This window comes from Microvirga sesbaniae, from assembly GCF_025460805.1.
Taxonomy (GTDB): domain Bacteria; phylum Pseudomonadota; class Alphaproteobacteria; order Rhizobiales; family Beijerinckiaceae; genus Microvirga; species Microvirga sesbaniae.
Genome location: NZ_JAMXFJ010000003.1, coordinates 210,874 through 223,636, shown reverse-complemented (window position 1 = coordinate 223,636; position 12,763 = coordinate 210,874). Strand labels below are relative to the sequence as shown.

Genomic DNA, 12,763 nt, shown 5'->3' with positions numbered 1-12,763 from the left:
GCTCTAGCCGCGGCCAGGCTTGCATGCGACAAGACCCCGTGAACCTGACGAGAACGCCCCTTGCCCAAACGCCCGAAAGCCGACCAGCCGTCCCTTCCCTCCCGCGAGGAGGTGATGTCCTTCATCACCCATGCCCAGGGCAAGGTCGGGAAACGGGAGATCGCGCAGCGTTTCGGCATCAAGGGCGACGACCGGGTCTGGCTCAAGCAGGTCCTCCGAGACCTGGAGGATCAGGGAGTCCTCGATCGCAGGGGCAAGACGGTGCACAAGGCCGGTCAGCTCCCTCCGGTCGTTCTGGCGGACATCACCCGGCGGGACAAGGACGGTGAACTGATTGCCGTCCCGACCGAGTGGGACGAGGAGGAGCACGGCTCCATCCCGACGATCATCATCCTGTCGCCGCGCAAGCCGCGCCCCGGCATGCCCGTCGCGGGCGTCGGCGACCGGGCGCTGCTGCGGGTCGACCCGCTCAAGCCCGGCGACATCCACCGCTATTCCGGCCGCGTGACCAAGATTATCGCCAAGAAGCAGGCCCAGGTGCTCGGCCTGTTTCGAGCCCTGCCCGAAGGCGGCGGCCGGCTCGTGCCCGTCGACAAGAAGGCGCGCGATCAGGAACTCCAGATCAGGCCCGGCGACGAAGGCGAGGCGAAGGACGGCGACCTGGTCTCCGTGGCGGTCGTGAGGCACGGCCGGTTCGGCCTTCCCACGGCCAAGGTGAAGGAGCGCCTCGGCACGATCCAATCGGAGAAGGCCATCAGCCTGATCGCGATCTACGCCCACAACATCCCCAACGAATTTCCGAAAGCGGTGCTGGACGAGGCCGCAGGCGCGAAGCCCGCGGCCCTGGACGGTCGCGAGGATTGGCGCGACCTGCCCCTCGTCACGATCGACCCGCCCGATGCGAAGGATCACGACGATGCCGTCCATGCGGCACCCGACGATGACCCGGACAATCGGGGTGGCATCGTCCTCACGGTGGCCATCGCGGACGTCGCCGCCTATGTCCGCCCCGGCTCGGCCATGGATCGGGAGGCGCAGGAGCGTGGCAACTCGGTCTATTTCCCCGACCGGGTCGTCCCGATGCTGCCGGAGCGGATTTCCAACGACCTTTGCTCCTTGAGGCCGCGCGAAGACCGCCCTGCCCTCGCGGTCCGGATGGTGATCGGCCCCGACGGCCGCAAGATCCGGCACAGCTTCCACAGGGTCATGATGCGCTCGGCCGAGAAGCTGTCCTACCAGCAGGCCCAGGCGGCCATCGACGGCCGGCCCGACCCCGTGACGGAGCCCATCCTCGAGTCGATCCTCAAGCCTCTCTGGGCCGGCTACGCGTTGGTCAAGAGAGCCCGGGACATCCGCGAGCCGCTGTTCCTCGACCTGCCCGAGCGCAAGATCGTGCTCAACCCCGACGGCACCGTGGACCGCGTGTTCGTGCCGGAACGCCTCGAGGCGCACAGGCTGATCGAGGAGTTCATGATCCTCGCCAACGTGGCCGCGGCCGAGAGCCTCGAGAGGGCCGGTTCGGACCTGATCTACCGGGTCCATGACGAGCCCTCGCTCGAGAAGATGCGGTCCTTGAGCGAGGTGCTTGCCTCCATCGGCCTCAAGGTCCCGAGCCAGGGGGCACTCAAGCCGGAACTGTTCAACCGCATCCTGCGCAGCGTCGAGAACACGGAGCACCAGCTCTTCATCAACGAGGTGGTGCTCCGCTCCCAGTCCCAGGCCGAGTACGCGGCGGAGAACTACGGCCATTTCGGCCTGAATCTCCGGCGCTACGCCCATTTCACCTCTCCCATCCGCCGGTATGCCGACCTGATCGTCCACCGGGCGCTGATCGCCGCGAACAAGCTGGGCCGGGACGGTCTGCCGCCGGACACGACCCGGGCCGAGCTGATCGAGATCAGCGCCAAGATTTCGGCCGCGGAGCGCCGCGCGATGGCGGCGGAGCGTGAGACAATCGACCGCCTGATCGCGCACTTCCTTGCCGACCGGATCGGGGCCACATTCTCCGGACAGATCTCGGGGGTGTCGAAGGCGGGCCTCTTCATCAAGCTGAGCGACACCGGCGCGGACGGCTTCGTTCCGGCGGCCACGATCGGCGACGACTATTATCGCTACGACGAGAAGACCCATTCCATGCGCGGGGACGACACGGGGGAAACCTATCGTCTCGGAGACAGGGTGGAGGTGAAGCTGGTCGAGGCGGCCCCCGTCGCCGGCGCGCTGCGCTTCGAGATCCTCACGAAGGGACGCTTCACCGGCCGGAGCGGAGCGTCCAGGCAAGGCGCGAAGCGTCCCCCGCGCGGAGCAACACCAGGCGCCGGGCCGTCCCCCAGGGGCCGCTCTCCGGGGCGCCCGCCGACCCGCGTGAAGGTCAAGCGGCGCGGACGCGGCTGACGGAAGGATCGATGGATGACGTTGACGATCGAGACCGCCTCCCCGGCCAGCCGGCATGAGGTGAAGGCCATTCCGGCCATGAGACGCGGCTTCATGGGCCGTTGCCCGGCCTGCGACCAGGGGCGGCTCTTCGGCCGCTTCCTCAAGGTCGTGGATCATTGCGAGGTCTGCGGGACGGAGTTTCACCATCACCGGGCCGACGACCTCCCGCCCTATATCGTGATCTTCCTCGTGGGACACCTGATCGGGTACGGCATCCTCATGACCGAGACCAAGCTCGAGATGCCCATGTGGGTGCACCTGGCGACCTGGCCGGCCCTGACGCTGATCCTGTGCCTGGCCCTGCTCCAGCCGGTGAAAGGCGCTGTCGTCGGGCTGCAATACGCGTTAGGGATGCACGGCTTCGGCGCTGCCCGAGCCAAGACGAACGCCGACGAGGACCATGCCCGTGACGGACACCGAGACCCTGGCGAGGATGGATCGCCTCGTTTCCGCTGAGACCAATCCCACCCTCCCGACACTCCGTCCCGTCGACGCTGCGACCCTCATCGTCATCGACCGAAAGGGCAAGCACCCGAAGGTCCTCATGGGCAAGCGCCATGAGGGCCTGAAGTTCATGCCGGGTAAATTCGTCTTCCCGGGCGGGCGGATCGAGGCCGGCGACCGGTCGATGACCGTCGCCGGCGCGCTCCACCCTCGCGCCGAACGCGCGCTCATGGGGCGGGTCGCCCGTCCCTCGGCCCAGCGAAGCCGGGCGCTGGCTCTGGCGGCGATCCGCGAAACCTTCGAGGAGACGGGGCTGCTGCTCGGGACCCGGGACTATGGTGCGCCGGAGAATGTCCCCGCGGGGACCGTCTGGGAGTCGTTCCGGGAGCATGGCGTCTTCCCGGACCTCGAGGCGCTGCATTTCATCGGCCGGGCGATCACGCCTCCCAAACGCGTCAGGCGCTTCGATACCCGCTTCTTCGCGGCCGACCGCGCGTCCATCGCCGCGGAGGTCGAGGGCGTGGTCGGGCCGGAGGCCGAACTGGTGGAACTCGCCTGGGTGACCATCGCCCAGGCCAAGGCCCTCGATCTGCCGCCGATCACGACGGTTGTCCTGGATGAGCTGGAAGCCAGAATCGCCGCCGGGTTCGCCCATGAGCTGCCAGTCCCCTTCTTCCACCAACAGCGCGGCCGTTTCGTGCGGGAGCGTCTGTGACAGGGCGCTCGCACAGGGGGTTTTCGACCGGAACGTCGCCTGCCGGAGCCCGGAAAGCACCGGGAGGTCCCCTTCTCCCTTGACTGCCCGCCCGTAATCGGGCATGGGAACGGCACGATTTTCCGGCCGGGCTCGCCCGGCCTTTGCGTTTCGGCTAGGCCCTGGGGCCAACCGAGCGCCGAACCGAACAAGAGGTCCCGACCATGGCCAAAGCCGCAACGATCAAAGTGAAGCTCGTCTCCACCGCCGACACGGGCTATTTCTACGTGACGAAGAAGAACTCGCGCACGATGACCGAGAAGATGAGCTTCAAGAAGTACGACCCGGTCGCGAAGAAGCACGTCGAGTTCAAGGAAGCCAAGATCAAGTAATTGACTCCCCAGTAAGCGTTTGAAAATATTGACAAAACCGCCTCATAACAGGGGCGGTTTTTTCGTTCTGGGTAACATAGGGGTAACTGTACTCTCGCGCTGCGATGGTTGGGTATGCTGATTTCAGGCACCTGCCCAGCAACGATGCCGAAAAAGCGGCCCGCGACACCACGAAACGGAATTACGCATAGATCGGCCGACACTCTTTCTCCACGGCAATCCAAAACTGCCGTTGCCGTCTCGTGGACTCGATCCTCCCCTCAGCAGCAAACTATTTCTTACTGACCCAGGAACGCACCAATCATGAACAAGCCGGCTACCCAGTGAGCCGGGCCGCCGACAGCATCGGACCCGTTGTACAAGAACGTCACCCTGCTATGGACATTGCAACCTTCTCTCGCGCCCTACACAGGTAAGAAGAGGTTAGATTCAGCTTTCATGTCCCGGAAAAATCTTTATCCTTGTTGATGGGCTTTCTGAGCAGTCCAGCGTGTCCACCCAGGCAAAGTGTAACGCAAGCTCATTCTTCTTAATGTTCTCATGACCTACTCCGCACTGGAGCGGGTTTCATCGAATGTGGACACTCGGCGAAACCTGTTATCAGATGGAGTCGATCATGAAGGACGAATGGGGTCCTGCCGACAACACACTGCTTATTGAGCAGCTAAGGGGACTCGTAGCTCTTCTCAAGAAAGAAGAAGGCCTAAAGCGGATGCAGGCCCAACAACAGGCCGCTCAGCAACACGGGTACTCGCGCTGGTCAAGTATGATCGAAGACCTTGAAGCCGGCGAGTGGCTCGTGGAAGGCCCTCTCAGCAGATTGTCAGGGTGGACCCGGCAGACTGTCTATCGCTTCTGGAAAGAGATGTTCCGAGAGGCGCGACGGGCAGGAAAGATCGTATATGCATACGACGACAAACCCTATGCAGGCGATCTGGTCGAGGATTTCAATCTAGATGTACTCGAGTGGTTCAAGGAACGAGATCCCCAGCTCGCAGCACTCTTCCCACACATCTTGGAACAAGTCGCGGTGGAGATCGAGACGCATGACGGCCCCTACGTATTAACCGAGACTATGAGCAGGCTGTACGGGGCAGATGATCACGATGAGGTGGCAGACCTGCTCTAACGAGAATGAGAAGCGGCCTCGGCGGGATCGACCCGCCGAGGCCCATGCTGGCCCTGCTAGGTTATTTTGGAGCCTTTGACGTTTGAAGCCGATATGCGACAGCGCTGGCCACGGTTTGATGCGCAAACCCACAGAAAGCTCTCTTTAGGTCTGCCATCCGACTCCTCAAGCGCAAAAGCTACCCTCCCGTAACATTCCATCCATCCTTCTCGGCGTAGATTGACCAGCCGGATTGCTCACAAGGCGAACTCCCTCGCTGAACCCTTACTCTGCTCAGGCAAGAAATCCGGGCGCCAGTTTTCCACATGGCCAAGTTGATGGGTATGGCAATGTTTGGTAAGGTTTTCCAATGAAGTCATTCACTGGAAGAGATTATGTTCGTATTGGAGAGGCCGCCGAGATCCTCGGCATCTCCGAAAGAACTCTGCGCAACTGGGATAGGTCGGGCCATCTTCACCCTGTACGGCATCCGATCAACGGCTATCGGCTCTACCGCGTAAGCGATCTCCACAGTTTTTTGCGGGAGTTCGGGAAGTCCGGTGACGGCCAAGGCATCTTGGAGCTCGTCCCTACCTCATCCGATCCTGAGTCCGCCGTCCTCGATGTGCCTCAGGAGCGGTCGCATGCCCGGGTTCAAGACCTGAACGAAGACATGCACTGGCGCTTCGAGGTAGCTCTTGATCCCAAGCACCGACCTCAGCTGTGGAACCGCCCGTCGTCTACGGTTCGCCGCGACTGGCGTAAATATCCACAGGAAGCGCATATCCTAGATTCTGAATGTCAATGGTACAGGCGTCTTGCAGCTGACGAGATTGCGGTCATTCAGGGCTTTGCCCCAGACATTGTTGACGTTCCCAATCTAACCAATCGGCAGAGGATCGCAGCTCTTGGAGATGCCGTCCCTCCACCGCTAGCGCAGGCCGTAGCGGAAGGCGTTCTCCAATCAAGAACCTGGCTCAACAAAACCGCGGTAGAAATTTGCGCCGGGATTGGAGGTCTTAGCCGAGGGATTACCGCTGCAGGCTTCGAGAGTCTCGCCTTGGTCGATGCCGATCCAATCTGTGGCGAACTACTCATGTACCACTCGCCCGCTAAAAGCGCGAAGGTGCATATCGGTGATGCACGCGAGTTCGATTACTCCGAGTACCGGGGAAAGGTTGGCTTGCTTGCTGGTGGACCACCCTGCCAGCCTTGGTCAGCTGCTGGGTTGCGGTTGGGACACGAGGATCAACGGGACCTGCTGAGTTGGACTCCGGATCTTTTGTGCCAGCTCGAGCCTGAAGCTTTCATATTCGAGAACGTAGCAGGCTTGATCGCAGGTCAAAACAAGAGCTACTTCGACGCAATCGTCGAGCGGCTCCGAGAGCCAAGACCCGGCATGAAGTATGGGGTTTTGGCCGCGGTCTTGAACGCCGCGGATTTCGGTGTCCCGCAAATACGAGAGCGCGTGTTCATCATTGGTTTTCGCGACTCATCGGCAGCATCAGTTTCTCACTGTTTCGATCGAATTTACGCGCGGCGTACTCATAAGCCGCAAGCCGAGGTCGCGCCTGGCTTGCGCAATTGGAAAACAATTGGCGAGGCGATCGAGCCGTTAGGCCATCGGGACGGATGGCGTCGATGGCTTGGGCTAGTTCCTGCCGAAGATAACAACGAGAGTGTTATATGACCTCCGCAACTAATCCGCCTTCGGGCGCAGCGTTCATAACCTTGGATTGGCCCCTAAAGGGGGACTCGGTTACTCCAGCCCAGGGAGAGGACGGCGTCTGGTTCTTGGCGCCGGATGACGGCAGTTTAAAGTTAGCCCCGTTCACTGGATTTGAGTGGTTTCCGAAACGCCCGGAGAACGGGCCATTTTCGAATCTTGTGATCGGCTCCCGTTCCGACGCATTGAACACGCTCCGACGCTTCAGTGGCCCTATCTTCAAACTCATCTACATCGACCTACCGCGCTTAGACGTTGACGATCAAAGCGCAGGTTTTGCTGCGGACCCTGCACGCCGCGTAACAGCCTGGCTGCACTTAGCGCGGTTCCTAATAGCCCAAAGCAAGTCGCTCTTGCGGAGAGACGGCGTAGTAGCAGTTCATTGCGGAGACGCTGAAAGCGCATACGCGCGCCTAATTTGCGAGGAAGTTCTTCGAGGGCAACACGTAGGGACAGTTGTCTGGCAAAAGGCCTATGGCCCTCAGAACATGAAGGGCATGAAAGAGTTTACGGATACTCACGACTTAATCCACCTTTTTGCAAGGAATAAGGACGCTCTCCCGCCTGTAGGTCTCAGTCGCCCACCCAAGGGCTACAGCAACTCAGACGGCGACCCCCGTGGAGCTTGGAAGGCCGAACATAAAGGTGCGAAGGCCCGCCGAGCTAACAGCGACTTCGACACGTACCAGCCTCCCTACCGGTGGGAGTTAGTTGATGGCCACCTTCCACCTGGTCTCTGGCGGATATCCCCCTTTACGGGGGTGATCTGGGGCAGCCCGACTGAAGCCGGCACTTTCAAGTTCAAGGTGGAAGTCAGAGACCGCAAAGGAAAAAGCACAACACGCGAGCTTCAAATTGACGTTGCTCCTGATGTCGCTGAGCCTGCTAGGCCGTCCATTCCGTGGCTGTTCGAACAAATCGATACGAAAGGGGAACTGCGGATTTCGACAGAGACGCTCCCACCTGCTCGCTTGGGTGCGGAGTACTCGGCGATTCTCTTAGCAGATGGCGGGACACCGTATACGGGAGACCCGATCCGTCCGACCTCGGGACGCTATTGGGAGTTCGCGAAGGCGACGCTTATCGACGCCTACCAGCGTGACTCCGTGTATCTCGGTAGTCGTCAACCCACGGCAATCCCACATCCGAAACAGTACGCTCCAGCTGAAGGTGTCCTCGAAATTGAGAACCAGCAAACAGTTTGGCCGGGTCGAGTTGGAGATGGCAGCAAACGAACAACCCTGGCAGGGTACACCGAGGACGCAACCAAGCATTTGAAAGCAATGAAGGCGCTAGGCCTGATTAAAACCGAGGTTTCCACTGCCAAGCCCGAACCCTTGTTGCGGAGATTGGTCGAGATCTTCACACGCCCCGGCGACGTTGTGCTTGAAGCACTGTCTAGTTCGGCTGATCTTGCCGCAGTTGCCCTCAAACAGGGACGTGCATTCGTTGCCCTCCAAGGCGCTTCGCGGCGGGATCGTGAGCTTGCTGAGGCTTGTGCGATACCGCGACTACGCGCGGTCGTCGAAGGAGAAGATCGCGATCTTGAGAACCGGACGTCCGAGATTCGTCTTTCACCGGACTCCTACATTCCCTTTGAAGGAGGCGGCGCTTTTGCCGTTAGCGAGGTCGGAGGAACCTTCATTGAGCTGCCAAAGAATGAAGATCTCGCAACCATTGCCGATCTAAGCGATAATGATGATCTCACGCTGTGTAAGCGGGTGCTAGGTACTGCAGGATTCATCCCTTCGGAACTTGGCACAGAGGGGCAATCGATCGAGGGAAAGCGCAGGGCTATTGTCATACCTCCCTCAGAGTTTCTAACACCCGAAATCGCTGCCGAGATTGCAAGTTCAGCCCAGATGAGCAAAGCGCATGATCGGATATCAGTTTACTACTTTAGGTCCTCGGAAGACCTAGAAGTTGTAAACTACTCCGACGTAGTGCGGTTCTATCGGGTGCCATTCGAAATGCTGCAAGAAGGAACGAAGCCATGAATGAGCTTCGGGACATGCGCCTGAGCAAGGCATTCGATCGCGTTAACACTGCGGCCCGCTTCCGGAAGCCGCAATTCCTAGCTTTCGATAAGCTGCATCAGATAATCCGAATGTTGGGCAAGGATCTGCCGGGCATGAGTCCGACGGAGCTGCTGGAGCGCTTTAATGATATTGGGATTAAGGGCGGCGACCTTCCGATCGAGCTTATTTTCGAGCTGGCAACAGGTGTCGGCAAGACCCGATTGAAGGGCGCGATCGCGACATACCTGTTCCTATCTGGCCAGACGCGAAACTGTCTGATTCTGGCACCAAGGACTGCTATTCTGGACAAACTCGAAAGGGAGGTAGATCCTACATCCTCGAAGTATCTGTTCCTCGACTCTGGGCTTATCTCTCCCCCAAACGTTTGCCTTCGTTCGAATTTGGAGTCCTTCAATCCGGATCCCAACGGCTTCAACATTTACATTTTGTCGCCTCAAACGATCACAGGCACAAACCGGAAATTCGCCAGGAGCAATGACTTCGCGCCTGCCCTGCGGGACCAGCTCGCCGCCCTACCCGATCTAGTGGTACTTTCCGATGAGTCCCATCACCTGCGAGATGGTGCGGGTGAACGTCAGTCGGCGTGGCGCGCGGCTATCGCGGATCTATCGCCGAAGCTCCTACTTGGCTTTACTGCGACCCACCCCAAGACGGCAAAAACGCGTCCGCTATACTCCTACAGCCTCCAGGAGTGTTTAAGGGACGGTCTCTATACGAAAGCTGTTCGCCTGTGGGTCGAAAATAAGCCTGCCGCGGTCTCGGACGACGATTGGGATCGGACAATCATCGATTTCGGGCTGCAAAGGCTAGAGACTAAGAAGCGCGCCCTCGCAGACCTAGTGAATCGGAAACCAGAAGTACCATATCGCGAACCTGTTCTGCTCATTGCGGCGAAGGATACCGCTCACGCAGATAGCATTGCGCATTGGTTGAAGGAACGGCGCGACATCGGAGAGGACGAGCTTCTGGTTGCCCACTCCAACCAGTCCAACGTGGATGCCACGATCGCGAAACTCGTGTCGATTGAAAACGAGAATAGCAAGATCAAAGTTGTGGTGAACGTATTTATGCTTTCAGAGGGCTGGGACGTCACTAACGTTTGGGTCGTCGCTCCATTGAGAGCAATGGCCACCTTCGAGAATGCCATCCAAACAATGGGACGAGGACTCAGGCTGCCAGCTGGCCGCCGGACAGGTGATCCGGAAGTCGATACGCTAGATGTACTTTGCTTTGGTAAGGAAGATTTCGAGACGATCGTGAGGAAGGCCACTGAGGAGTTCGGTGGGGGTACCGACGCTTCCGCGGCAATTTCTGTGAAAATAAGAGATGGAGAATCACCGCCGCCTACTAAGCCGGTTCTCGTCAGCGTTAAGGGCGATATCGTGATTGAGATCCCTGAGGTACATCGCGCGCCCGTGGAACCAGATTTAGACTTTGATCCAGCTTTTGCTAAAGATATTTCGACCCATGTCGCTGGTTTCGATTTGATATCCGGGGATCGCTTGAGCCTGGACGACGAGGTAGTTCGACACTCTTTTGAGACTGTGGTACGCATCGCGTCAGCGAGAGTTCTTGCAGATATTAAGAGCCTAGATCCCGTACGGCACGGTAATGCGGTTCGGGCCTTGATATCGCGTGTCTTGGAAGCGCTTGGCGGAAGGCCTGGTATGGAGATAGCGACAGATCCACTAAAGCTGGCACTTGCTGTCAAGGCGGAGATACGAACCCGACTTGGACAGAAGCAGCCTATCTATGTCGCGACTTCAAGCACACGCAAATTGCAGCCAGTTTCGTATGAAGCAAATATCCCTGAGGAGTTCGACGCAGTTCCTGATGTATCGACGATAGGTGAGTGGCGGTGAAGTACTGGCGCATACCCATCGGGGGCTGGAAGCGCTGCATTCATGATGCTGCCAGCTTTGAAAGCGAACCGGAATTTCGAGCTGCAAAACTCTTGGACGCTGACTCATCGGTGATCTGGTGGCTGCGGAACGACCCTGTGATTTTCAGGATTGCGACCCCAGCCGGCTTTTTCGAGCCGGACTTCCTTTACTCGGCTAAGCGGCTGGGCTTGCAGATTAACGGCGTCCTGGAAATCAAGGGCGAGAATCTCTGGGGCGCCCCAGGTTCAGAAGCTCGGATCAAGGCAAGCTCAGCGAGGCTGTGGGCAGCCGCAATACACTCTGCTGGACATGATCCATTGTGGGAGTTTCACGAAGTCCTCGGGCAGGACGCAAAAAATGCCAAGACGGTCAGTGAGATGCTAAGTCAGGCAGTGGAGCGCTACGAGGTGCGGCCAACTGCTTCTGTCTGAGGACCACCCCTTCCTTTCGGGCCGAGGAAGTTTGAGAGGATTTCAGTCAGTGATGCCCGGTCTTTTGTCTGGCAGCCCCAAATCACGAGCGAACTCCAACCCGCGTCACTGAGAGTTCGTATCGCTTGCTCGTCTCTGTGCCGATTACCCTCAATCTTTTTTTGCCAAAACTCGGTACGAGTCTTCGGAAGACGGCCGCACCGACACCCCTCATGTCCGTGCCAAAAGCAGCCATGGACAAATATGACCTTTCGACGAGAGGGAAAAACTAGATCAGGCGTTCCGGGTAGGTCACGCCTATGCAATCGGAACCGGTATCCCAGCGAATGCGCTAAAGCTCTAACGGCAATCTCGGGTCGCGTATTCTTGCTTCGGATCCGGGACATATGCGCGGACCGCTTTTCCGGCGTAAGAATATCCATTCTAAAGCATCCGAAACCTCTCGTAGGCACCTAAAAAGCTAAGCGTACAACGCTGGCAATCCCCCAGAATGGAACAACGTCACAGCACCGCCAATATGACTTTCCTTACAGGTAGGTTCAACAGCAACACTGTTTGCCTCGACCAACGCGGACCCGGCCGTTCCGGTTCATACATAAAGTTAGTTGTTGCTCGAACCGACCTATAGTACGGCGCAAAGTAAAATCTAAACCCTGGCACCTCCGCTTCTAAGTTCTTGTTAGAGTCACAAGATAATCCAGTTGTCTGTTTTAACTACGACAGTACACGCGTCGTGCTAAGTGGTAAGATGTTCACAGAAAATACCAACTAATATCTGGCGACCATTTCCTATACAAGGATCGTAAAAATGTATATGGATACGATCACGGTGCGGCTCGATCTTTAAGTGCCATTCACAGCAGAACGTCTTATCGCCAAGCGATACGTTGCGCTCCTTCATTGCATCTTTGTTCCTATGTGTCTTTGGAGACTCTGGGCTGAAGTCAAAGCCACTAACAGCTGCAAATCTTGCACCCAGCTCTTGATGTGGAACTCCAGCTTCAATTAAGCGTGGTAACTCATCATTGAGTGCAATAAGCGCTTGATGCAGATCATCGCGGATATCGCGGTAACTACGGGAAAAATTCTTAATCTCTCCAGCGATTTCCGATTTGAAATAGAGGTTCGGGAACGCGCGTACACAGTTGTTGATCAATGCCTCCGGCCCCAGATCCAGCAGATCTGGGAGATCTCTATAAAACAACCGCACTGCTTCGAAATGCGCCGCGTTACAAACTTTGTTGACGATCCTCGGCTCTGAATAGCGCTGCATGACGAAACAAACTGGCGCTACACCATCGCGCGCGCGGGTTTCGGCGAATGTTCTAGTTGTCGAAGCTTGCTCTTCTGAGGCCTCGTCCCAATCATTCATACGATCGAATTGGACGATAAGGGACTTCCGCAGATCCTCATCAAGAGATCCCGGACTGAAAAGAAGCGTCGCGATGTCGAGTTCAGCAGCAACTAAGGCGGAATAAATCGTGCTTTTCTTGCGCGGTTTGAACCCTTCCTTGACTGCATCATAGATTAAGGTTGAGATTTGTGTGAAATCTTGGCCAAGATTAGTGGAGACGAGGCATTCCTCGTCAAGATACATCTCAATCGACACG

General features: G+C 58.1%; 11 protein-coding genes. 9 read left to right on the top strand and 2 right to left on the bottom strand.

The window, feature by feature from the left end; translation table 11 throughout:
* Positions 1–114 precede the first annotated feature (114 nt).
* The 9 genes from rnr to OCW50_RS06300 all read left to right on the top strand — a co-directional run bounded on the left by rnr (position 115) and on the right by OCW50_RS06300 (position 11,153).
* Positions 115–2,394, top strand: coding sequence for a ribonuclease R (gene rnr, locus OCW50_RS06340; RefSeq protein WP_373371328.1), 2,280 nt, complete (start codon positions 115–117; stop codon positions 2,392–2,394).
* Positions 2,395–2,409: 15 nt separating this feature from the next.
* Positions 2,410–2,892: a DUF983 domain-containing protein gene (locus OCW50_RS06335; RefSeq protein WP_262267862.1), complete on the top strand. Its 483-nt coding sequence runs from the start codon at positions 2,410–2,412 to the stop codon at positions 2,890–2,892.
* Positions 2,870–3,595, top strand: coding sequence for an NUDIX hydrolase (locus tag OCW50_RS06330; RefSeq protein ID WP_262297023.1), 726 nt, complete (start codon positions 2,870–2,872; stop codon positions 3,593–3,595). The genes OCW50_RS06335 and OCW50_RS06330 overlap by 23 nt, the downstream gene beginning before the upstream one ends.
* Before the next feature lie 203 nt (positions 3,596–3,798).
* Entirely contained in the window at positions 3,799–3,966 is a 168-nt protein-coding gene (gene rpmG / locus OCW50_RS06325; protein WP_173950390.1) for a 50S ribosomal protein L33, read from the top strand.
* A gap of 616 nt (positions 3,967–4,582) precedes the next feature.
* Complete coding sequence (locus tag OCW50_RS06320; protein ID WP_262296849.1) at positions 4,583–5,095, top strand: hypothetical protein; 513 nt, start codon at positions 4,583–4,585, stop codon at positions 5,093–5,095.
* Positions 5,096–5,444: 349 nt separating this feature from the next.
* Positions 5,445–6,764 (top strand): DNA (cytosine-5-)-methyltransferase, encoded by a 1,320-nt coding sequence (locus OCW50_RS06315; protein ID WP_262296848.1) that lies wholly within the window; start codon positions 5,445–5,447, stop codon positions 6,762–6,764.
* A 533-nt stretch (positions 6,765–7,297) separates the two neighbouring features.
* On the top strand, positions 7,298–8,797 hold the full coding sequence (locus OCW50_RS06310) for a putative Ig domain-containing protein (protein WP_373371317.1): 1,500 nt from the start codon (positions 7,298–7,300) through the stop codon (positions 8,795–8,797).
* Positions 8,794–10,701 (top strand): DEAD/DEAH box helicase, encoded by a 1,908-nt coding sequence (locus OCW50_RS06305; protein ID WP_262296846.1) that lies wholly within the window; start codon positions 8,794–8,796, stop codon positions 10,699–10,701. The genes OCW50_RS06310 and OCW50_RS06305 overlap by 4 nt, the downstream gene beginning before the upstream one ends.
* Positions 10,692–11,153 carry a restriction endonuclease gene (locus OCW50_RS06300; RefSeq protein ID WP_262296845.1) on the top strand — a complete coding sequence of 154 codons (462 nt, stop codon included), beginning with the start codon at positions 10,692–10,694 and terminating at the stop codon, positions 11,151–11,153. The genes OCW50_RS06305 and OCW50_RS06300 overlap by 10 nt, the downstream gene beginning before the upstream one ends.
* On the opposite strand, the gene OCW50_RS06295 is transcribed toward OCW50_RS06300, so the two are convergent.
* Complete coding sequence (locus tag OCW50_RS06295) at positions 11,123–11,575, bottom strand: very short patch repair endonuclease (RefSeq protein ID WP_262296844.1); 453 nt, start codon at positions 11,573–11,575, stop codon at positions 11,123–11,125. The genes OCW50_RS06300 and OCW50_RS06295 overlap by 31 nt on opposite strands.
* 314 nt (positions 11,576–11,889) lie before the next feature.
* A complete protein-coding gene (locus OCW50_RS06290; RefSeq protein WP_262296843.1) occupies positions 11,890–12,762 on the bottom strand; it encodes a hypothetical protein in 873 nt (290 codons plus the stop codon).
* Position 12,763 lies beyond the last annotated feature (1 nt).

Excerpts from the sequence above, each read along its gene's own strand:
- rnr (WP_373371328.1), top strand. The coding sequence starts at position 115 with ATGTCCTTCATCACCCATGCCCAGGGCAAGGTCGGGAAACGGGAGATC.
- OCW50_RS06335 (WP_262267862.1), top strand. The coding sequence starts at position 2,410 with ATGACGTTGACGATCGAGACCGCCTCCCCGGCCAGCCGGCATGAGGTG.
- OCW50_RS06330 (WP_262297023.1), top strand. The coding sequence starts at position 2,870 with ATGGATCGCCTCGTTTCCGCTGAGACCAATCCCACCCTCCCGACACTC.
- rpmG (WP_173950390.1), top strand. The coding sequence starts at position 3,799 with ATGGCCAAAGCCGCAACGATCAAAGTGAAGCTCGTCTCCACCGCCGAC.
- OCW50_RS06320 (WP_262296849.1), top strand. The coding sequence starts at position 4,583 with ATGAAGGACGAATGGGGTCCTGCCGACAACACACTGCTTATTGAGCAG.
- OCW50_RS06315 (WP_262296848.1), top strand. The coding sequence starts at position 5,445 with ATGAAGTCATTCACTGGAAGAGATTATGTTCGTATTGGAGAGGCCGCC.
- OCW50_RS06310 (WP_373371317.1), top strand. The coding sequence starts at position 7,298 with ATGAAAGAGTTTACGGATACTCACGACTTAATCCACCTTTTTGCAAGG.
- OCW50_RS06305 (WP_262296846.1), top strand. The coding sequence starts at position 8,794 with ATGAATGAGCTTCGGGACATGCGCCTGAGCAAGGCATTCGATCGCGTT.
- OCW50_RS06295 (WP_262296844.1), bottom strand. The coding sequence starts at position 11,575 with ATGGATATTCTTACGCCGGAAAAGCGGTCCGCGCATATGTCCCGGATC.